The 20,067-nt window shown below is 72.6% G+C and carries 23 protein-coding genes; 18 read left to right on the top strand and 5 right to left on the bottom strand.

From position 1 onward, the window contains the following. Positions 1-20: 20 nt before the first annotated feature. Positions 21-1,079 carry a mechanosensitive ion channel family protein gene (locus E5N76_RS20630; RefSeq protein WP_149539209.1) on the bottom strand — a complete coding sequence of 353 codons (1,059 nt, stop codon included), beginning with the start codon at positions 1,077-1,079 and terminating at the stop codon, positions 21-23. A 249-nt stretch (positions 1,080-1,328) separates the two neighbouring features. On the opposite strand from E5N76_RS20630, the gene E5N76_RS20625 reads away from it, so the two are divergent. The 4 genes from E5N76_RS20625 to E5N76_RS20610 all read left to right on the top strand — a co-directional run bounded on the left by E5N76_RS20625 (position 1,329) and on the right by E5N76_RS20610 (position 3,369). Then, positions 1,329-1,523, top strand: coding sequence for a hypothetical protein (locus E5N76_RS20625; protein ID WP_149539208.1), 195 nt, complete (start codon positions 1,329-1,331; stop codon positions 1,521-1,523). Between the two features lie 32 nt (positions 1,524-1,555). Then, the gene (locus E5N76_RS20620) at positions 1,556-2,197 is read left to right on the top strand and encodes an FMN-binding negative transcriptional regulator (RefSeq protein WP_149539207.1); all 642 of its coding nucleotides are present in this window, start codon (positions 1,556-1,558) and stop codon (positions 2,195-2,197) included. Between the two features lie 123 nt (positions 2,198-2,320). Continuing rightward, entirely contained in the window at positions 2,321-2,947 is a 627-nt protein-coding gene (thiE, locus tag E5N76_RS20615; protein ID WP_149539206.1) for a thiamine phosphate synthase, read from the top strand. Then, positions 2,944-3,369 carry a bleomycin resistance protein gene (locus E5N76_RS20610; RefSeq protein WP_149539205.1) on the top strand — a complete coding sequence of 142 codons (426 nt, stop codon included), beginning with the start codon at positions 2,944-2,946 and terminating at the stop codon, positions 3,367-3,369. The genes thiE and E5N76_RS20610 overlap by 4 nt, the downstream gene beginning before the upstream one ends. A 15-nt stretch (positions 3,370-3,384) precedes the next feature. On the opposite strand, the gene E5N76_RS20605 is transcribed toward E5N76_RS20610, so the two are convergent. Continuing rightward, positions 3,385-3,957 carry a hypothetical protein gene (locus E5N76_RS20605; RefSeq protein WP_207792051.1) on the bottom strand — a complete coding sequence of 191 codons (573 nt, stop codon included), beginning with the start codon at positions 3,955-3,957 and terminating at the stop codon, positions 3,385-3,387. Positions 3,958-4,407: 450 nt separating this feature from the next. Here E5N76_RS20605 and E5N76_RS20600 point away from each other — a divergent pair, with 450 nt between their 5' ends. Further along, entirely contained in the window at positions 4,408-4,851 is a 444-nt protein-coding gene (locus E5N76_RS20600) for a DUF2171 domain-containing protein (protein WP_149539203.1), read from the top strand. Positions 4,852-4,905: 54 nt separating this feature from the next. On the opposite strand, the gene epmA is transcribed toward E5N76_RS20600, so the two are convergent. Then, positions 4,906-5,946: an EF-P lysine aminoacylase EpmA gene (gene epmA, locus E5N76_RS20595; protein ID WP_149539202.1), complete on the bottom strand. Its 1,041-nt coding sequence runs from the start codon at positions 5,944-5,946 to the stop codon at positions 4,906-4,908. Positions 5,947-5,983: 37 nt separating this feature from the next. Here epmA and E5N76_RS20590 point away from each other — a divergent pair, with 37 nt between their 5' ends. The 3 genes from E5N76_RS20590 to E5N76_RS20585 are packed head-to-tail and all read left to right on the top strand — an operon-like array spanning position 5,984 to position 7,802. Then, the gene (locus tag E5N76_RS20590; RefSeq protein WP_149539201.1) at positions 5,984-7,090 is read left to right on the top strand and encodes a lysine-2,3-aminomutase-like protein; all 1,107 of its coding nucleotides are present in this window, start codon (positions 5,984-5,986) and stop codon (positions 7,088-7,090) included. After that, on the top strand, positions 7,087-7,368 hold the full coding sequence (locus E5N76_RS30120) for a type II toxin-antitoxin system Phd/YefM family antitoxin (protein WP_207792050.1): 282 nt from the start codon (positions 7,087-7,089) through the stop codon (positions 7,366-7,368). The genes E5N76_RS20590 and E5N76_RS30120 overlap by 4 nt, the downstream gene beginning before the upstream one ends. After that, complete coding sequence (locus tag E5N76_RS20585) at positions 7,365-7,802, top strand: type II toxin-antitoxin system VapC family toxin (protein ID WP_207792049.1); 438 nt, start codon at positions 7,365-7,367, stop codon at positions 7,800-7,802. Before E5N76_RS30120 ends, E5N76_RS20585 begins: the two co-directional genes overlap by 4 nt. A gap of 291 nt (positions 7,803-8,093) precedes the next feature. Here the strand turns inward: E5N76_RS20585 and E5N76_RS20580 are convergent, their stop codons facing one another. Then, positions 8,094-8,708: a Uma2 family endonuclease gene (locus E5N76_RS20580; RefSeq protein ID WP_207792048.1), complete on the bottom strand. Its 615-nt coding sequence runs from the start codon at positions 8,706-8,708 to the stop codon at positions 8,094-8,096. Between the two features lie 139 nt (positions 8,709-8,847). Between E5N76_RS20580 and efp the strand changes: the two genes are divergently transcribed. From efp to E5N76_RS20535, 9 genes are all read left to right on the top strand, one after another. Then, the gene (efp, locus tag E5N76_RS20575) at positions 8,848-9,414 is read left to right on the top strand and encodes an elongation factor P (protein WP_149539199.1); all 567 of its coding nucleotides are present in this window, start codon (positions 8,848-8,850) and stop codon (positions 9,412-9,414) included. Positions 9,415-9,650: 236 nt separating this feature from the next. Then, a complete protein-coding gene (locus E5N76_RS20570; RefSeq protein ID WP_149539198.1) occupies positions 9,651-10,502 on the top strand; it encodes an inositol monophosphatase family protein in 852 nt (283 codons plus the stop codon). A gap of 241 nt (positions 10,503-10,743) precedes the next feature. After that, positions 10,744-11,298 (top strand): OmpA family protein, encoded by a 555-nt coding sequence (locus E5N76_RS20565; protein WP_149539197.1) that lies wholly within the window; start codon positions 10,744-10,746, stop codon positions 11,296-11,298. After that, positions 11,295-12,440 carry a flagellar motor protein MotA gene (locus E5N76_RS20560; protein WP_149539196.1) on the top strand — a complete coding sequence of 382 codons (1,146 nt, stop codon included), beginning with the start codon at positions 11,295-11,297 and terminating at the stop codon, positions 12,438-12,440. The genes E5N76_RS20565 and E5N76_RS20560 overlap by 4 nt, the downstream gene beginning before the upstream one ends. A gap of 124 nt (positions 12,441-12,564) precedes the next feature. Continuing rightward, positions 12,565-14,253 carry a peptidoglycan -binding protein gene (locus E5N76_RS20555; protein ID WP_149539195.1) on the top strand — a complete coding sequence of 563 codons (1,689 nt, stop codon included), beginning with the start codon at positions 12,565-12,567 and terminating at the stop codon, positions 14,251-14,253. Positions 14,254-14,390: 137 nt separating this feature from the next. After that, positions 14,391-15,350 (top strand): ACP S-malonyltransferase, encoded by a 960-nt coding sequence (gene fabD / locus E5N76_RS20550; protein WP_149539194.1) that lies wholly within the window; start codon positions 14,391-14,393, stop codon positions 15,348-15,350. A gap of 416 nt (positions 15,351-15,766) precedes the next feature. After that, complete coding sequence (gene fabG / locus E5N76_RS20545) at positions 15,767-16,516, top strand: 3-oxoacyl-[acyl-carrier-protein] reductase (RefSeq protein ID WP_149539193.1); 750 nt, start codon at positions 15,767-15,769, stop codon at positions 16,514-16,516. Between the two features lie 406 nt (positions 16,517-16,922). Beyond that, the gene (locus E5N76_RS20540; protein WP_149539192.1) at positions 16,923-17,168 is read left to right on the top strand and encodes a hypothetical protein; all 246 of its coding nucleotides are present in this window, start codon (positions 16,923-16,925) and stop codon (positions 17,166-17,168) included. A 261-nt stretch (positions 17,169-17,429) separates the two neighbouring features. After that, positions 17,430-17,840 (top strand): cupin domain-containing protein, encoded by a 411-nt coding sequence (locus tag E5N76_RS20535; protein WP_149539191.1) that lies wholly within the window; start codon positions 17,430-17,432, stop codon positions 17,838-17,840. A 182-nt stretch (positions 17,841-18,022) separates the two neighbouring features. Here the strand turns inward: E5N76_RS20535 and E5N76_RS20530 are convergent, their stop codons facing one another. Continuing rightward, positions 18,023-19,135, bottom strand: a complete 1,113-nt coding sequence (locus tag E5N76_RS20530; protein ID WP_187830301.1) for a PA0069 family radical SAM protein — start codon at positions 19,133-19,135, stop codon at positions 18,023-18,025. A gap of 47 nt (positions 19,136-19,182) precedes the next feature. Between E5N76_RS20530 and E5N76_RS20525 the strand changes: the two genes are divergently transcribed. Further along, the gene (locus E5N76_RS20525) at positions 19,183-19,899 is read left to right on the top strand and encodes a TIGR04283 family arsenosugar biosynthesis glycosyltransferase (RefSeq protein WP_235907798.1); all 717 of its coding nucleotides are present in this window, start codon (positions 19,183-19,185) and stop codon (positions 19,897-19,899) included. Positions 19,900-20,067: the final 168 nt, after the last annotated feature.

Genomic DNA, 20,067 nt, shown 5'->3' with positions numbered 1-20,067 from the left:
GGGCCCGGGGCGGAGCCCCGCTACGCCACCTGCCGCGCCCGCGGCGGCCGCGCCAATTCCAGCCTCTCCTGCGGCAGCCCCTGCGGATACTCCCGCGCCAGCCAGGCGATCAGCTTCTCCCGCATGATGCAGCGCAGGTCGAACATCACCCCTGCATTGGCCGCGCTCATCAGCACCCGCACCTCCATGCTGCGCTCCCGGATATCCGTCACCTGCACGGCGAAAACCCGGCCGTCCCACAGCTTCGTCTCCTCCAGGATGCGCTTCGCCTCGGCGCGGATCGCCTCCACCGGCACGGCGAAATCCACGTAGAGGAAGATGGTGTCGATCAACTGGCTGCTGGTCTTCGTCCAATTGCGGATCGGCCGCTCCATGAAATAGCCCAGCGGCACCACCAGGGAGCGCTGGTCCCAGGTGGTGATGGTAACGAAGGTGGCGGTGATCTCCGTCACATGCCCCCACTCATTCTCCACCAGCACCGCATCGCCCAGGCGGATGGGCTGGGTCAGCGCCAATTGGATGCCGGCGATGAGGTTGGAGACCGCCGGCCGTGCCGCGATACCGGCGACGATGCCGGCGACGCCCGCCGAGGCGAAGAGGCTGAGGCCGACCGCACGGACCGCGGGGATGGCCGTCAGCACCAGCCCCGCCGTAATGGCCAGCCCTGCCGCCACGGCCAGCCGGCGGAACACGGTCAATTGCGTGCGGCGCCGGCGGATCAGCCAATTCGCGTCGGCCCCCGCATCGCCGTCCAGATAGGCATCGAACACCGCCGCCACCTTGCGCGTCAGCGACCAGCCCAGCGCACCGACCAGGGCGAGGGCGGTCAGCCGGTCCGCCGCCGCGAAGAGCGGGCCGGGCAGCTCCACCGCGGGCAGCGCCGCCTGCACCGCCAGCAGCGCGGCGGCGACGGCCAGGGAAGGGCGGCCCTGCGCCAGCACCTGGTGCAGCACCGGCGCCTGGCGGTGCGCCAGCAGCCGGTCCAGCACCGCATGCACCGCTGCCAGGGCGAGCACGGCGAGCAGCGGGGCGATCACGAAAACGAAGACCAGGGAAAGCCAAAGCGGCAATGGCGGCATGGGCACGTCCTTGCGCAGTTGCGAGGGGCCGGCCGGCCCAGGGTGGCGGCCGGCGCGGCGACCTTGCCGGCCGGCAGGGCAGGCGGCGGAAACGGGGCCGCCGGCCCCGGCTCCTCCGCCGGGCGCGGCCGGCACGGAACGTCTCCGCCGGCCCGGCCCGGGACCCCCGGCGCCGGCAGGCCCCCGGACAACGCGCGCAACCCCGCGCCGCCCCCGGCGTTCCGCCGGCAAACCGAAGGAGCGCGCGCCATGGCCAACGACCCGAAGCGCGGTAACGACACCCGCTGGAAGCCCGAGGAGAAGACCCCGGACCCGGAGCACCGCGACGGCAACGGCAAGGCAGCCGGCGAGGCCGAGCCCAAGGGCCGCCCGCATGGCGAGCGGGAAGCGACGGAGACCGCCGCCGGCCGGATCGAGAAGCCGCAACCCTCCCGGCGCCGGTAGCATTCCGGCCCCGGCTGCGGCAGGCTGGCGGCATGTACACCCCGCCCGCCTTCCGGGAGGACCGCCCGGAGATCCTGCACGCCCTGATCCGCGAGGCCCGGCTGGCGCTGCTGGTCTCGAACGGCGCCGGCGGCGTGCCGGACGTCACCCACCTGCCGCTGACGCTGGATGCAGGGCGCGGCGTGCTGATCGGCCACCTGGCGCGCGCCAACCCGCATTGGCGGGCGCTGCGGGAGGCGGGGCGGGCGGTCGCGGTGTTCCGCGGGGCCGAGGGTTATGTCTCGCCCAATTGGTACCCCTCCAAGGCCGAGACCCACAGGGTGGTGCCGACCTGGAATTACGAGGCGGTGCATGCCGAGGGGACGGTCGAGCTCATCGAGGACGCAACGCGGCTGCTCGGCATCGTCAGCGCGCTGACGCGGGAGAAGGAGGCGGCGCAGCCGGCCCCCTGGGCGGTGGCGGATGCGCCGGCGGAATTCGTCGCGGCGCAGCTCAAGGGGATCGTGGGGTTCGAGCTGCGGATCGAGCGGCTGACGGGGAAGCGGAAGCTGAGCCAGAACCGCAGCGCGGCGGATCGCGACGGCGCCATCGCCGGGCTGGCGGGCAGCGAGGACGGAAGGGACAGGGCGGTGGCGGAGGCGATGCGGGAAGTGGCCGAGAGCCGCGCAACCTGAGAGAGGCGCCGGCCCTCGCAAACTCCGCCCGCCAAGGGCCGGCTGGACACGGTGCGCCCACCCCCGTCTGAACCCTTGAGCCTGCCCTTCCCATCGCCCGGCAAACCGGCCACAGACCACGCCATGACCGAGGATCGCTGCCGACTCTACCTCATCACGCCACCGGTGCTGCCGCCTGGCTTCGCGGAGCTGCTGGCGGCGGCGCTGGATGCCGGCGACGTCGCCTGCCTGCAGCTCCGGCTGAAGGACGCGGCGCCGGACGAGATCCGGCGGGCGACCGAAGCGCTGATGCCCATCGCCCAGGCGCGGGAGGTCGCCTTCCTGCTGAACGACAATGCCACCCTGGCCGCCGAGCTCGGCTGCGACGGCGCGCATCTGGGGCAGGAGGATGGCGACCACGCGGCGGCGCGCAGGCTGCTGGAGGGGAAGATCCTCGGCATCACCTGCCATGCCAGCCGGCACCTGGCGATGGTGGCGGGCGAGCTCGGCGCGGATTACGTCGCCTTCGGCGCCTTCTTCCCCACCGGCACGAAGGAGACGCAGCACCGCGCCATGCCCGAAATCCTCGAATGGTGGAGCGAGATGTTCGAGATCCCCTCGGTCGCGATCGGCGGCATCACCGCGCAGAATTGCGCCCCGCTGGTCCGCGCCGGCGCGGATTTCCTGGCGGTGGTCGGCGCTGTCTGGAACCACCCGGAAGGGCCGGCGGCCGGCGTGCGCGCCATGAACGCCGCGATCGCCGCGGCATGAGGCACCCCGCCCTGGTGCCGGAGCTGATGGTGACGGAACTCGCCTGCAGCCTGGCCTTCTGGTGCGGCGCCTGCGGCTTCCGCGTGCTGTTTGACCGGCCGGAGGACGGCTTCGCCTGCCTGGAGCGCGACGGTTCCCGCCTCATGCTGGACGAGCTGCCGAAGGAGAGGCCGCATCGCTGGGCAGTGGCGCCCACCACGCCGCCCTTCGGCCGGCATGTGAATTTCGAGATCGCGGTCGATGACCTCGACCCGATTCTCGCCGCTCTGGCCGCGGCCGGCCACCCGCTCTTCATGCCGCCGGAGGTGAAGCGCTACCGCGTCGGCGAGGGCGCGGTCACGGTGCGGCAATTCCTGGTGCAGGATCCGGACGGCTATCTGCTGCGCTTCTCCCAGGCCCTGGCCGGGCCCGGGGCCGGCTGACCGCCGCGCCGGCGGTCATTCGGGCCGCGGCCGCCGCCGCGGCGCCGGGTGCAGGAAGCCGTTGCCGGCCCGCCAGCAGCGCCACAGCTCCTCCGCATAGGGCAGCAGCTCCAGCAGCAGGATCGAGAGCAGGATGCCGCCGACATAGAGCGTCGGCAGCGGCGGCTCCTTCCACCGCAGCGTCCAGTCGGCGCGCGCCTCGCCCAGGCCGAACAGCGCCAGCGCCTGGTCCCAGTGCAGGGTGACGACGGCGATGATCGCCATCAGCGGCACCAGCTCGAGGAAGCTGTGCACATGCTGCTCGATGAAATTCACCTCCCGCCGCGGCGTGGCGTAGCTGACATCCCACAGCGCCACCGCCTCATGCGCCAGGAAGGCAAGCAGCATGACGGCGATGAGCAGGGCGTTCACCTGCAGGAACAGCCCCGCCACCACCGGCACGCCGGCGATCCCCAGCATGGCGATATGCATCAGCGATTCCTTCGCGCCGGTGGTGGTGGCGATGTGGGTCGCGCGGTGGCAGAGCCAATCCGCCACCCCCGCCGCCAGCCAGAGCGGCAGGATGAACCAGAGCAGGATGGCTTCCATGGGGCCTTGCATCCGGCGGCAACGGCAGGGCGGCGGGGCGGTTGCGGCGGGGCACTGCCCGCCCCGGATGGGCGGCGGGCGGGGGGGGTGTAGGGGGCATCGCGGGATTTCGCCTGCCTGCCCGGCGGCGGCCGCATGCCCGGCCGCCTGGCCCGGCGGAAGGTTGCCGCATGCCGCGACGGCCGTCGCGCCCTGGCCGAAGGCTGCCGCCGCCGTTACGGGCGCCGCACCCTTGCCGATGGTTGCTGCACGCCGGTCGTCCCGCCGCGGCGGAAGGCTGCCCTACGCAGCCCGGCCGCAACGCCTTGCCGCGGCTGCCGCAGGCCGCCGGCCGCCCCGCCGAGCCCCCGCGCCGCGGCCGGAAAGCCGGCACGGTTGCGGAAGGCCGCAGCAGGCCGCTGAACCCCGGCCCTGCCCTGCCGTTCTCCCGCCCACCGGCAGGAGGAAGCCATGGCCAACGCGCAACGCCTGGAACGCGGCGAGATTCCGGATCACGCGCCAGTGGTCGGCAGCGATGGCCGCCCGGTCGGCATGGTGGACCGGGTGGAGGGCGAATATCTCAAGCTGATGCGCGGCGAGGCGGGGGAGCATCGCTGGCTGCCCCGCTCCACCGTGGCGGGGCTGGAAGGCGGGCTGGTGCGGCTTTCCCTGCCCGCCCTCCAGGCCCCGGCGGCGATGCTGGGGGAGGCCGAGGTGGCTGGCCGCCTCGCCTCCGACCCCGATGCCGGTCCCGCCTTCGGCCGGCCGGAGGACGACGCGCCGCATGGCAGCCGGGCGCATGCCCATGGCGGGCCGAAGGGCAAGCGGCAGCATGGGCAGTCCGGCTCCGTCAGCGGCAATCGCGGCGGGCCGCCGGGGCAGACCTCCTTCGGGGTGAGTCCCAACCGGAAATAGGCCACGGGCGGCGGCGCCCCGGAGACCGGCTGAGGCCCGTGCAGCCGGGGCCGGTCACGGCAGCGCCGGCAGCCAGAGCACGTCCTCGATCCGCCGGGCCCCGCTGGCGAGCATCGCGAGCCGGTCGAAGCCCAGGGCGATGCCGCTGCCCGCCGGCATGCCGTGTTCCAGCGCGGCGAGGAAATCCTCGTCCACCTCCCAGCCTTCGCTCCCGTAGCGGGCGCGGCGTTCCGCCACATCGGCGGTGAAGCGGGCGCGCTGCTCCACCGGGTCGGTCAGCTCGTCGAAGGCGTTGGCCAGCTCGATCCCGGCGACGAAGAGCTCGAAGCGCAGCGCGGCGCGGGGGTCGGCGGGGTCGCGCCGGGCCAGCGCCGCCTGGGGCGTCGGCCAATGGGTGAGGAAAGTGGCGCGGCCGCGGCCGAGCTGCGGCTCGATGCGTTCCAGCAGCAGGCGGAAGAAGAGGTCCTCCCAGCCCTCATCCTCCCGCGGCGTCACGCCGATGGCGGCGGCCGCCGCGCGCAGCTTCGCCGCATCGCCCTCGGTGGCGAGGATGTCGAGGCCGCCGCACCAGCGGGCGAAGGCCGCCTGCATGGTCAGCCGCTCGAAGGGCAGGGTCAGGTCGCATGCCACGCCTGCATGGCTGACCAGGGGCGGGGCGACGGCGCGGAGATAGGCCTCCACCTGGTCCATCAGGCCGGCGAGGCCGAGGCCGGGGGCATACCATTCCAGCATGGTGAATTCCGGGGCGTGGCGCGGGCTCGCCTCGCCGTTCCGCCAGACCCGGGCGAGTTCGAAGATCGGCCCGGCCCCTGCCACCAGCAACCGCTTCAGGGCAAGTTCGGGCGAGGTGCGGAGCCAGAGGACCCGCCTTTCCCCCTGGCCGAGATGGGGCACGTATTCGCTGCGGAAGGCATGCAGATGCACCTCCATCCCCGGCACGGGGACGAGGCAGGGGGTCTCCACCTCGGTGAAGCCCCGGGCGGCGAAGAAGGCGCGGGTGGCGGCGGTCAGCGCCGCCCGGCGGTGGAGGAAAGGCAGCCGGGCAGCGAGGCGTTCCGGATGCCAGGGTGGGGAGAGGGGTGGGGATGCGGGCATTGCGTCGGGGGACCTGAGGGACTAGCTGCCCGGGACCATGCCCGATGGCCTCCCCTCCCGCCCAGCCCAGGACGCGCCGGACCTTGCCCGGGCGGCTTCCGCCCTGACGGCAGCGGGCGGGCGCCGGCCGGCCCGCACCCTCCGCAGCGCCGGGGAGCTGATCGCGGCCGGGCTGCTGCCGGAGGCGGCGCGGGCTGGGGTGGCGGCGGTGGCGGAACGCTACGCCATCGCCGTGACGCCGGAGATGGCGAGGCTGATGGACCCCGCCGACCCGGCGGACCCGATCGCCCGGCAATACCTCCCCGACCCGGCGGAGCTGATCACCGCCCCGCATGAGCTGGAAGACCCGACGGCGGATGCGCCCTTCACCCCGGTGAAGGGGGTGGTGCATCGCTACCCGGACCGGGCGCTGCTGAAGCCGCTGCTGGCCTGCCCGGTCTATTGCCGCTTCTGCTTCCGGCGGGAGGCGGTGGGGCCGGATGGCGGGCTGCTGAGCGAGGCGGAGCTGGAGGCGGCGCTCGCCTGGTTCGCCGCGACGCCGCAGGTGCGGGAGGTGGTGCTGACCGGCGGCGACCCGCTGATGCTCTCGCCCCGGCGGCTGGGGGAGGTGCTGCGGCGGCTGGCGGCGATCCCGCATATCGAGATCCTGCGCATCCACAGCCGGGTGCCGGTGGCGGCGCCCCGGCTGGTGACGGCGGCGCTGGCCGAGGCGCTGGCGGTGGAGGCGCCGCTCTATCTCTGCGTCCATGCCAACCATGCGCGGGAATTCGCCCCGGCGGCCCAGGCGGCGCTGCGGCGGCTGCATGGCGCGGGGGCGGTGCTGCTGGGGCAGAGCGTGCTGCTGCGCGGGGTGAATGACAGCGAGGCGGCGCTGGAAGGGCTGTTCCGGGCCATGCTGCGGGCACGAGTAAAACCCTATTACCTGCACCAGCTGGACCCGGCGCCGGGGACGGCCCGCTTCCATGTGCCGGAGGCGGAGGGGCTGGCGCTGCTGCGGCGGCTGCGTGGGCGGGTGACCGGGCTGGCCTGGCCGACCTATGTGCGGGAGACGCCGGGGGGCGGGGGGAAAGTGCCCATTCTCCTGGACTCCGGGACGGGCGACGCCATATGGTCATCCCAGATGACCATGGAAAGGCTCCGATGACCGCCGACGCCCCCATCATCGCCGCCGCCGAGTTCAAGGCTACCTGCCTGGAGCTGCTGGACCGCACCGCGGCCGGGGAATGGGATCGGCTGGAGATCACCAAGCGCGGCAAGGTCGTCGCCCTGCTGGTCCCGCCGCCCGCCCCGGCGGAGGCCCTGGCCGGGCTGCATGGCTGCCTGCGCGGCATGGCGGTGATCCCGCCCGGGCTGGACCTGACCGCCCCGGCCTCGGAGGGCGAGGCGCCCTTCCTCGCCGAGGAGGGCCGGCTGCACGGGTGAGCGAGGGCGCTCCCCGGGGCCTCCTGCTCGACACCTGCGCGGCGATCTGGCTGGCGAATGGCGACAGGCTGGCCCCGGCGGCGCTGCAGGCCATCCTGGCGGCCGGGGCGGGGGAGGGCATCTTCGTCTCCCCGGTCTCGGCCTGGGAGGTGGGGATGCTGGCTCGCCCCCGGTCCAACCGCCCGGCCATCGACTTCCTGCCCGATCCGCAGACCTGGTTCGCCAGGCTGATGGCGGCGCCCGGGCTCCGCCCGGCACCGCTGACGCCGGGCATCGCCATCGGCGCCTCCTTCCTGCCGGGAGAGGTGCATGGCGATCCGGGCGATAGGCTGATCATCGCCACCGCCCGGGACCGCGGCCTGCCGGTGGTGACGCGGGACCGCGCCATCCTGGCCTATGGCGCGGCCGGACATGTGCGGGTGGTGGAATGCTAGAGCAGATCGCCGGAGGGCGGCATCGCCCGGAGGCGTGAATCTGCTCTACAATCATAAGCTAGAGCGGTTTCGCGCTGCACAGTCAGCGTGAAACCGCTCTAGTGTCCCGCTTGTCCGCTGCGTTCGCCGGAAATCCAGCGAACTTCGCGGGCAGGATGCTAGATTTCCCATGACCCCGCTGCGCGGCGCCGCGGGACCCTGGAAGCGCTGCATTCCCCAGGCATCGCACAGCCTGCCGCGGCAAAGCCGCGTCAGGGCACCAGCCAGCGCCGGCCGCCGCTGGCGCAACAGCTATTCCGGCGCGCCGGGCGTGACCAGGCGGGGCAGGGGCTGGAAGGTCAGGCCCTCATACAGCTCGACCAGGGGCAGCTCGATGCCCAGCGCCGGGATCGCGACCAGTGCCGCCAGCCCGGCAAAGGGCTCGGACGCCCAATGCCCGTCCTCGCCCCGGCTGTGCAGGCGCAGCCGGGGCTGGTCGGTGTCGATCATCAGGATGTGGCGAAGGCCGGGGACGGAACGGTATTCCTCCAGCTTCTCCGTCTGGTCGAAATCCATGGTCGAGGGGGAGAGCACCTCGGCCACCAGCATGGGTTCGGCCGCCGCCCGGGCATTGTCCGCATAGGGGCCGCAATCCACCACCGCATCCGGATAGCGGATGTTGCGGTTGGGGATGCGCACCGCGACATCCATCGTGTAGGGCTGGCAGGCTCCGCCCCGCGGCCTGGACCGCAACGCCGCCGAGAGGTTGCCGATGATGCGGTTGTGCCGCAGCGTGGCCCCTACCATCGCCCTGGGCCGCCCGTCCACCAGCTCATGCCGCCGCTCCTGCCGGGCGAGCCAGGCAAAGAATTCCGCCTCGGTCATCGGGCGATGCGCGGCGGAGGGCGGGGAGAGGGAAGCGGACATGCCTGCCCAATATAGCATCACCCGTGGCCCGGGAGAACGCCGCCCCCTTCCCTCCCGCCATCTTCCCGCCTAAACCCCCGCCACCCGCGCCCATCCGGGCGCCCGCTCATTCCCAACCTCCCGGACAGGTCGCCCACCCATGGCAAAGATGCAGGCCAACCAGATGCGTGCCGGCATGGTCATCGAGTTCGAAGGCCAGCGCTACACCATCCTCAAGCAGAACATCATGATCCCCGGGAAGGGCGCCGCCGTCATCCAGGTGGAAATGCGCAACGTGAAGACCGGCGCGAAGAAGGACCAGCGCTGGCGCACCGCGGATACGGTGGAGCGGCTGGAGACGGCCGACGAAGAGTTCACCTTCTCCTACGCCGAGGGCGATCAGCTCGTCCTCATGCATCCGGAGACCTATGAGCAGACGCATGTCACCAAGGACATCCTGGGGGACCGCCTGCCCTTCCTGGTCGAGGGCATGACCGTCAATGTCCGCCTCATCGAGGGCGAGCCGGTGGCGATGTCCCTGCCGGAATCCGTGGTGCTGGAGGTGGTGGAGGCCGATCCGGTGGTGAAGGGGCAGACCGCCACCTCCTCCTACAAGCCGGCCGTGCTCTCCAACGGCGTGAAGACCATGGTCCCGCCCTTCGTCACCGCCGGCGAGAAGATCGTGGTGAAGACGGAAGACGCCAGCTACGTGGAACGGGCGAAGTAAGCTCCCCACGAAGCCGCTGCGCGGCTCTGCGGGGGCCCCGGGAGTCGCTGCCTTCCCGGGGCCTCCCATAGCCTGAAGCGGCAAGGCCGCTTCAGGGCAACAGGCAGTGCCAGGTCCGGCCGCGCGTGCCAGGGCCTTGCCGGCCGCCCCTGCCCCCGCCCGGCTCCTGGCGGGAGGCCGGCCGCCTCCCCTCGCCTCGCGCGCCCATCCTCGCCGGCCGCACGGAGTCCCCGCCCATGGCCCCCTCCCCCCGTCTCTCCCCCGCCCTCAACGTCGTCGTCGCCGCCGTGCAGAAGGTCGGCCGCCGCCTGCTGCGCGATTTCGGAGAGGTCGAGCAGCTCCAGGTCTCGCCCAAGGGGCCGGGGGATTTCGTCTCCCAGGCCGATCTGCGGGCGGAGGAATCGCTCCGCGCCGAACTCTCCCGCGCCCGCCCGAACTTCGCCTTCCTGATGGAGGAAAGCGGCAGCCATGGCGCCGAGGATTGGGAATGGCGCTGGGTGGTGGACCCGCTGGACGGCACCACCAATTTCCTGCACGGCATCCCGCACTGGGCCATCTCCGTCGGCATCGAGAAGCGGATCGACGCGGAGAAGACGGAGATCGTCGCCGGCGTCATCTACAACCCCGCCTCGGACGAGATGTTCTGGGCGGAGAAGGGCGTCGGCGCCTTCCTGAACGACCGGCGGCTGCGCGTTTCCGGCCGGAAGGAGCTGCAGCAGGCGGTCTTCGCCACCGGCATCCCCTTCGCCGGCGTGCCGCGCAAGGCGGAGTTCAGCCAGATCCTGGCGCGCATCATGCCGCAGGTGGCGGGGGTGCGGCGCTTCGGCGCGGCGGCGCTGGATCTCGCCTGGGTCGCGGCGGGGCGGTACGAGGGCTATTGGGAGCTCGGCCTCAAGAAGTGGGACATGGCGGCCGGGCTGATCATGGTGAAGGAAGCCGGGGGGTTCGTGACCGACCCCGAGGGCGGCGACCCCTATGCGGAAGGCAATGTCGTCGCCGGCAACCAGGCGCTGCACGGCAAGCTGCGGGAGGTGGTGGTGGAAGGGATCGCCGCCGTCGCCAGCGCCCGGGCGCGGGCTTCGGAGTAGACCGGGGCCTCCGCCCCGAACCCCCACCAGGGCGCTGCCCATTGGCGGCAGTGACCCCTCCCCCGACTCCGGTCCGCTGAACCGCAAACCCACACCGGGGTCCGGGGGGTGGTCCACCCCCCGGCGGGGGTGCAGGGGGCAGCGCCCCCTGCCGGGGCAAGGGGGCAAAGCCCCCCGCCGCAACGCGCCGTCACCCGCCAACGCATTGCCGCGACGCGGCCGGACGGCCTAGTTTCGCCCCGTGACCCAGCCCCTTTGCCGCGCCCTGCTGCTTGCCCTGCTGATCCTGCCGCTGCCGGCGGCGGCGGAGGACGGGCCCGTGCCGCCGGAACCGGCGCTGGCCCCGCCCACCCCCGCCCGATTGCCGGACCGCCCGGCGCCGGCCCGCGGCCTGTCCCCCGCCACCGTCCCGGCGCTGGCCCTGCCGCCCGGGATGGAGGCCCTGCCCAGCGGCGCCTGGCGCCTGCGCTTCCCCACCGGCGCGGCGGAGGTGCCGGAGGCCGCCGCCCCCGCTTTGGCGGAGCTCGGCCGTCGCCTGGCCGCCGGGCCGCCGGGGCGCGTCACCATCCTGGCCCAGGCCAGCGGGCCGGAGGATGTCTCCACCGCCCGCCGCCTCAGCCTGGCCCGCGGCTTCGCGGTGAAGCAGGCGCTGGCGGAAGGCGGGCTGCCGCCGACGCGAATCGATATCCGCCCGATGGGCCGCACGGCCGATGGGCTGGACAGTGCCGATATCCAGCCGCCGCCCAGCCGGGGGACGCCAGGGGGGACGCCAGGGGGGACGACAGACCGCAGATGACACCGCCGCTCCGCTTCCTCTGGCGCATGCTGGGCTTCCTCGCCGTGGTCGGCGGCGTCGTCGTGCTGCTGGCGCCGATGCTGATGCATGCCTTCGTCAGCAACCCCATCCTCAACAGCCTGATCCTCGCCGTCATCCTGCTCGGCATCGCCTGGAATCTCCGCCAGGTGCTGGTGCTGCGGCCGGAGGTGGACTGGCTGGAGAATTTCCGCCAGCCGAAGCTCGGCGCCCCCGCCCAGGCGCTGCCGCGGCTGCTGGGGCCGATGGCCAGCATGTTCGCCGCCCGCCGCTCGGACCGGCTGTCGCTGTCCGCCGGCGCCATGCGCACGCTGCTGGACGGCATCGGCTCCCGCCTCGACGAGTCGCGGGAGCTCTCGCGCTACATGACCGGGCTGCTGATCTTCCTCGGCCTGCTCGGCACCTTCTGGGGGCTGCTGCTGACCATCGGCTCGGTCTCGGACGTCATTGCTGACATGTCGGTGGGCTCGGGCGATGTGAACCAGCTCTTCAACCAGTTGAAGACCGGGCTGGCGCAGCCGCTGCGGGGGATGAGCACGGCCTTCTCCGCCTCCATGCTGGGTCTTTCGGGGGCGCTGGTGCTGGGCTTCCTCGATCTCACCGCGGGCCAGGCGCAGAACCGCTTCTTCAATGAGCTGGAGGAGTGGCTGGCAGGGATTACGCGCCTTTCCTCCGGCGTGCTGGGCGATGCGGGCGGCGAGGGCGGCAGCGTCCCCGCTTACGTCCAGGCGCTGCTGGAGCAGACGGCGGAGAATCTGGAAGGGCTGCAGCGCATCCTGGCCCGCGGCGAGGAAGGCCGGGCCCAGACCAGCCAGGCGATGATGACGCTCACCGAGCGGCTTTCCACCCTGACCGACCAGATGCGTACCGGCCAGAGCCTGATGCTGCGTGTCGCGGAGCAGCAGGCCGCTCTCGGCCCCGTGCTGTCGCGCCTGGCCGATGCCGGTTCGCAGCCGGCGATCGACGACCAGACCCGCGGCCATCTGCGCAATGCGGAGCTGTATCTGGCCCGCCTGCTGGAGGAGGTCTCGCAGGGCCGCGCCCAGAGCACGGCCGAGCTGCGCAGCGAGATTAAGCTGGTTGCCCGCACCATCGCGGCGCTGTCCGAGGAGGCGCCGCGGTGACCCGGCGGATGCAAGGGTGCCAAGGGCCTTGCGGCCTTGGGGGGACCCCATCGGCAATGCTGCACATTCTCGATGGAAGCCCCTGGCGGGGGAGCTCGAGGGGGCAAGGCCCCCTCGAAATACCATGGCCCTGAGCGGCGCCCGGCGCCGCCGCGATGGCGGCGGGTTGGAGGCCTGGCCCGGCTATGTGGATGCGCTCTCGACGCTCCTCATGGTCATCATTTTCGTCCTCATGGTGTTCGTCCTGGCCCAGGGCTTCCTCTCGGTTGCGTTGTCCTCCCGCGACCGCGCCCTGGACCGGCTGAACCGCCAGGTCTCCGAGCTGGCCGAGATGCTGGCGCTGGAGCGTGGCCAGGCGGGCGAGTTGCGCAACGCCCTGTCCCGCACCGCCGAGGAATTGCGCGTCGCGGCCGCGGCGCGGGATGCGCTTTCCGCCCAACTGCGCGAGACGCGGGAGGAGCGCGAGCGGCTGATGGCCGACCGCGACGCCGCCCGCGCCGACCGCGACCGGCTGACCGCCCGCATCACCGATCTCGATCTCTCGGCGCGCGGCAGCGGGGAGCGGATCGCCGCGCTGGAAGCCCAGCTGGCGGAGGCCCTGCGCCGCGCCGAGGCCGCCGGCGGCGATGCCGCGCAGACCGTGCGCCGCCTGACGGAGACCGGCCGCAACCTCGCCGCCGAGCGCGCCGCCCGCCAGCAGGCCGAGACGCAGCTCGCCGAGGCGCGCGGCGCGGTGGAGACGGCGCGGCGGGAGCTGGCCAACCTCCACCAGTCGCTGGCCGAGGCGCAGGCGCAATTGGAAAGCACCCGCCAGCAGGTGGCGGCGATGCGGGCGGAGATGGCGGCGCTCGATCGCCAGGTGCAGGCGGACCGCGCCACCATCGAGACGCGGCTGGCCGATATTGCCCGGCTCTCCGAGCAGATCCGCGCCCTCTCCGCCATGCGGGACCAGTTGGAGCGCCAGGCGGCGGAGGCGGCGCGGCGCGCCGGCGACGAGGCGCAGCGGCGCAGCACCGCCGAAGCCACGGCCGGCAGCGAGGCGGAAGCCCGCGCCGCCGCCGAACGCGCCGCGGCGGCCGAAGGCGAGCGCCGCCGCGCCGCCGAGACCATCGCCCAGGACGAAGCCCAGCGCCGCCAGGCGGCGGAACGCGCCGGCGCCGAGCAGACCCGCCTGGCGGAAAGCGCCCGCGCCCAGGTGGCGCTGCTGACCCGTCAGCTCGAGGAGCTACGCAACCAGCTCGCCCGGGTGGCGGCGGCGCTGGATGCCGCGGAAGCCTCCGGCCGGGACAAGGATGCGCAGATCGCCTCGCTGGGCCTGCGGCTGAACGCGGCGCTGGCGGCGCGCGTGGAGGAGCTGCAGCGCTACCGCAGCGACTTCTTCGGAAGGCTGCGGGACGTGCTGGGGGACCGGCCGGAGGTGCGGATCGTCGGCGACCGCTTCGTCTTCCAGTCCGAGGTGCTGTTCCCGCCCGCCTCGGCGGAGCTGTCGCCGAGCGGGCAGCAGCAGATCCGCGAGATCGCGCGGGTGCTGCAGGAGATCGCCTCCCGCATCCCGCCCGATGTGAACTGGCTGCTGCGGGTGGACGGGCATGCGGACCGCCAGCCGCTGCGGCCCGGGGCGCGGTTTGCCTCCAACTGGGAGCTGTCGGCGGCGCGGGCGATCGCGGTCTCGCAATTGCTGATGGCGGAAGGGCTGGCGCCGAACCGAGTGGCGGCGACGGCCTTCGGCGACAACCAGCCGCTGGACACCGGGGATTCACCGGAAGCGCTGGCGCGGAACCGGCGGATCGAATTGCGGCTGACGGATCGCTGAGCGCGGCCGGCAAGGCCGGGCGGAGCGAAGCCCGCCCCCCCTATCCCCTTGTTTTCCCGGCCCCTACCGCCCTTCTCGTTGACATTGCGATGACCAGCGGTTAGGCCCCGCCCCCTGTCATCCGTTGGAAACCTGCCATGGCCCTTGCCTTCGTCTTTCCCGGCCAGGGCAGCCAGGCCCCCGGCATGGGCCGCGACCTGGCCGCCGCCTTCCCCGCCGCCCGCGAGGTCTTCGAGGAAGTGGACGAGGCCCTCAGGCAGAAGCTCTCGAAGCTGATGTTCGAGGGCCCGGCCGAGGAGCTGACCCTCACCGCCAACGCCCAGCCGGCGCTGATGGCCCATTCCATCGCGGTGCTGCGGGTGCTGGAGCAGGAGGGCGGCTTCGACCTCGCCGCCCGGGTCGCCCTCGTCGCCGGCCATTCGCTGGGCGAGTACAGCGCGCTGACCGCCGCCCGCGCCTTCGACCTTTCCACCGCCGCCCGGCTGCTGCGCCTGCGCGGGGAGGCGATGCAGAAGGCGACGCCGCCCGGCACCGGCGCCATGGCCGCCCTGCTGGGCGCCGAGCTGGACCAGGCCCGGGCGCTCTGCGCCGCCGCCGCCACGGACCCGGAGACGGGCAAGGCGGAGGTGGTGGAGGTCGCCAACGACAATGGCGGCGGCCAGGTGGTGATCTCCGGCGCGAAGGCGGCGGTGGACCGCGCCGTCGCCGCCGCCCCCGCCGCCGGCATCAAGCGGGCCCTGCCGCTGCCGGTCTCCGCCCCCTTCCATTGTGCCCTCATGGCCCCGGCCGCGGCGGCGATGGGCGAGGCGCTGGAGCGCGCCGCGGTGAACCCGCCGGTGGTGCCGGTGGTCGCCAATGTCACGGCCGCCAAGGCCGCGGACCCGGATGAGATCCGCGACCTGCTGGTGCGCCAGGTGACCGCCACGGTGCGCTGGCGGGACTGCATCGCCGCCATGGCCGCCATGGGCTGCGACCGCTTCGCCGAGCTCGGCGCCGGCCGCGTGCTGACCGGGCTGATGAAGCGCAACGCGCCGGAGGCGACCGCCCTGGCCATCGGCACGCCCGCCGAAGTCGAGGCCTTCCTGAAGAGCCTCTGATGTCCTGAGTCCGGGGTCCTGCGACTTCGGACTCGGGAGACTGGCTTTTGTTTTCAGCGGCGTGCTTGTCCGCTTCGTTCGTTGGAATCGAGCGAACGGAGCGGGCAGGACGCCGGAGCGGGATCGGTCGAGCTTCACCCGTCCCGCTTCAGGTCATGGTCCGGTCGCGTGATTGACGGCTTCGGTCGATTCGACCTCAGCCGATCACGCTCAGGCCGCCTGCCCGCGGCGCCCACCGGCTTCGGCACCGGCAGCTGGCCGCAGACGCAGGGTCCGCGGGGCGCCAGGTGGCGCGGGCGGCCGGCGCCTGCGAAACCCGCCCTGGCGTCATGATCCTGTGGCGAGGCCACGGGATCATGCCCCAGGCTTTTGTCTGGTCGCGCGAGTCGCGCGATCCCGCCCTGGAAGGTTCGGCCATGTTTCGTCTCGATGGAAAAACTGCCCTCGTCACCGGCGCCACGGGGGGGATCGGCGCCGCGGTGGCGCGGGCGCTGCACGCCCAGGGCGCCGCGGTGGCGCTGACCGGCCGCCGCGCGGCGGAGCTGGAGGCGCTGGCCGCCGAGCTGGGCGCCAAGGGGGAGGCGCCCGTGCTGGTGGCGCCCGCCGACCTGGCCGACCCCGCCGCCCCGGCGGCGCTGGTGGAGGCCGTGGAGGGCAAGCTCGGCGGCCTGGACATATTGGTGAACAATGCCGGCTTCACCCGCGACATGCTGGCGCTGCGCATGGGCGATGCCGATTGGAACGCGGTGCTGGAGGTGGACCTGACCGCCCCCTTCCGCCTGGCCCGCGCCGCGCTGCGCGGCATGATGAAGAAGCGCTGGGGGCGGATCGTCTCCATCGCCTCCATCGTCGGCGTCACCGGCAATGCCGGCCAGGCGAATTACGCCGCCGCCAAGGCCGGGCTGATCGGCATGAGCAAATCCCTGGCGCAGGAGGTGGCGACCCGCAATGTGACGGTGAATGTCGTCGCACCGGGCTTCGTGCAGACGGCGATGACGGATGTGCTGGGGGACCAGGTGCGCGCCCGGCTGCTGGAGCGCATCCCGGCCGGCCGGATGGGCGCGCCGGAGGATATCGCCGGCGCCGTGGTGTATCTGGCCAGCAGCGAGGCCGGCTGGGTGACCGGCCAGACCCTGCATGTGAATGGCGGCATGGCGATGATCTGAAGCCTGCCGGGGCGCCCTGGCCCAGGCGTGGCGCCGTCGCCCCTCCCGCCCTGCGGGGCAAGGCTGGGGGTGGGGGTGCAGGCAGCACGTGGCAGCGCCGGGATGCGGCGCCCTGATCTCGCGGAAGCGCCGGGATGCGGCGCCCCCCGACCTTCACGCAAGCACCGGAGGTGCGGCGCCCCCAGCCTCGCGCAAACGCCTGAGATGCGGCGCACAACCTCGCAGCCTTCCCGTTACCGGCTCCCCCCAACGCCATGGTGGCGCGGCGGCGTCCCGCTGCGCCATAGTTGGCGGCGGTGCGGGCCCGCTCCGGCTCCGGCCGCTTTGCCGCACGGCTTTATGTCCCCCTGGCCCGCAACTCCTGCGCCAGGGCGCCGCTGAACCCTTTGCAGCAATGGGGTGTCACGTGGAACGGCTCTGGCGATGGTCTCTTTCTCGCATCCCCGGCCTGGACCAGGGGGAGGAGGCGCCCTGGGCGCTGTTGCTGGCCGGTTCCGCCTGCGCTCCGCTGGCAGTGCTGCTGCAGGGCGGGGATGGGCAGACGGCGATCCTCGCCGGCCTGGCCTGCCTCGCCTCCCCCTGCCTCGCCATTGAGATGATGCTGGGCATGGCCCGGCTCGGCCTGGCCATGGCGCCCGGCGACCGGCGGTAGCCGGGACGGCTTCCCCCGCCCGGGCCGGGCGGGTCGCCGGAGGGCGGGGCCAGGCAGCGTGAACCGCGCGCCGGAGCGGGCCCGGCTGAGCTTCGCTCACCCGTCCCTCCCCTCAATTGTTTGGCCACTAAACCGTTTCGGTCTCCTCGACCACAGCCGATCACGCTCTGGGGCACCGGCTGGACGACGATCCGCGCTTCTGCCGGTGTGGATGATGGTCTAGGTTGGTCGTCCGTCCGTCGAATACAGGGAGGATCCGCCATGCCCGATGGTGCCCAGAAGCCGCCCCGCAAGCGCCTGCTCGCGGATGAACCCTCGCCCGCTTCCATCTTCCTCGACGTGCCGAACATGCCGTGGGAGGAGACCAAATTCCCCGGCATCAAATGCAAGACGCTCTGCACGGACCCGAGCGGCCTGGCGACGCTGCTGCTGGAGCTGGCACCCGGTGCGGTGGTGCCGCTGCATGAGCACACCGCCATCGAGCAGACCTATGTGCTGCGCGGGCATTTCCTGGACGAGGAAGGGGAGTGCCTGGAGGGGCAGTTCGTCTGGCGCCCGGCGGGGAATACCCATGTCGCCTGGGCCGGGCCGGAGGGGGCGACCATTCTCAGCATCTTCCTGCGGCCCAATATCTTCGCGGATGGACGGAAGTTCTTCACCGAAGAGGGTTGAACCGAGAGGGGCTCTGCCCCTCTCGGGCTCTCCCCGCCAAAGGCCGAAGGGCCTTTGGAAACCGTGAGTCTTTGGCGCGACGGTCGAGACGGCCAAACTCCAGGGCCCAAGGCGCCCTTCGGCCCTTTGCGAGGAGGGTTGGACGCGCTGCGTCCAACGAGGGGAGCAGAGCTCCCCCTCAGTCACAGCAGCGCCAATTGCCGCGGCCCCGCCTCCGCCGGCGGCGCGAACAGGCTGCAATCCAGCCCCTGCCCCCCGACCCCGGCCTTGTTCATCCCGAGCCTGGTGATGGCCACCTTGAACCGGTTGGCCAGCATGTCCGCATAGATGCCCGTCCCGGTCTGCCGCTGGCCGAAGCGGCTGTCATACATCCGCCCGCCCCGCGTCTCCCGCACCAGCGCCAGGATGCGCGCCGCCCGGTCCGGGAAATGCGCCCGCGCCCATTCCTCGAAGAGCTGCCTTATCTCCAGCGGCAGCCGCAGCAGCACATAGCCCGCCCGCTGCGCCCCCGCCGCGGCGCTGGCCGAGAGGATGCGCTCCAGCTCCGCATCGTTCAGCCCGGGGATCATCGGCGCCGCCAGCACCCCCGCCGGCACCCCCGCCGCGTTGAGCTGCCGGATCGCCTCCAGCCGCCGGCCGGGCGTCGCCGCCCGCGGCTCCATCTTCCGCGCCAGCGCCGCATCCAGCGTGGTGACGGAGACGCAGACATGCACCAGCCGCCGCGCCGCCATCCGCTGCAGGATGTCCAGGTCCCGCAGCACCCCGGCGGATTTCGTCACGATCGTCACCGGGTGGCTGAAGCGGTCCAGCACCTCCAGCACCTGGCGGGTGATCAGCAGGGTGCGCTCCACCGGCTGGTAGGGGTCGGTATTGGCGCCCAGCGCCACCGGCCTCGCCTGGTAGCCCGGCTTCCGCAGCTCCTTCTCCAGCAGCGCCGGCAGGTCCGGCTTGAAAAGCAGCTTCGTCTCGAAATCCAGCCCCGGCGAATAGCCGACATAGGCATGGCTCGGCCGGGCGTAGCAATAGACGCAGCCATGCTCGCAGCCCCGGTAGGGGTTCAGCGACCGGTCGAAGCCGATATCCGGGCTGTCATTCCAGGCCATGGCGCTGCGCGACTTCTCGCGGATCAGCGTCGTCGGCAGCGGCGGCAGGTCGGCCAGCGCCTCGAGGCTGCCCCAGCCATCGTCGAAGGCTTCCCGCGCCGTGCTTTCGAAGCGCACGGCGGGGTTGGAGAGCGCGCCGCGGCCCTTGCGCGGCAGGCCCGGGCCAGGGGAAACAGCAAGCCCGTCCGGCATGGTCCTGTTCCTTGTCCGTTCCCCCCAACCCTGCCGTGGATGCGGTTGTGCTGTCAAGAACATCAAGCGAACTATTGGTTAAGACTGCCCTGGAACAAAGCCTGACCATCGTCCTTCCCACGCGGAACGCCGCCAGGCTTCTGGCCGCGACAATCCACAACCTTCGCGGGCAATGTCATGAAATGATCATCACCGATGGCGGTAGCCAGGACGGCACCATCCAATTGGCGCTGGAATCCGGTGCCCGCCTCGTCGCCGGCCCGCCCGGCCGCGGGGTGCAGCTTGCCACCGGCGCGGCGGCCGCCCGCACCCCTTGGCTGCTCTTCCTGCATGCGGATACCCGCCTCGGCCCGGGCTGGCAGGCCGCCATCGCCGCCCATATGGCGGCACCCGCCAACCGCCACCGCGCCGCCTATTTCCGCTTCGCCCTGGATGATCCCTCCCGGCAGGCGCGCCGGCTGGAACGCGCCGTTGCCTGGCGCTGCCGCTTCCTGGCCCTGCCCTATGGCGACCAGGGGCTGCTGATCTCCCGCGCTCTCTACGACGAGGTCGGCGGCTTCCGTCCCTTGCCGCTGATGGAGGATGTGGACCTCATCCGCCGCCTCGGCCGCCGCCGCCTCGTGGCGCTGCCGGTGGCGGCCGTCACCTCCGCCGCGCGCTGGCAGCGGGAGGGGTGGTGGCGCCGCTCCGCCCGCAATCTCTGCTGCCTGGGGCTGTGGTTCCTTGGCGTGCCGCCGCGCCGGATCCGAAGGCTCTACGGATGAAGGGCGATACGCTCATCTCTTCGCCCATGCGCCCGGATGCCTCCGGCGACGCTTCCCGGGCGTCCTGCGGCGACTGGTCCGAAGGCTCCACGGATGAAGGGCGATGCGCTCATCCTCTTCGCCCACACGCCTCGATGTTTTCGGCGACGATTCCCGGGCGCCCTGCGG

It is taken from the genome of Siccirubricoccus phaeus, from assembly GCF_008360935.1.
Lineage (GTDB): Bacteria > Pseudomonadota > Alphaproteobacteria > Acetobacterales > Acetobacteraceae > Siccirubricoccus > Siccirubricoccus phaeus.
The sequence above is the reverse complement of the archived record's forward strand: the minus strand, read 5'-3'. Positions and strand labels throughout refer to the sequence as shown.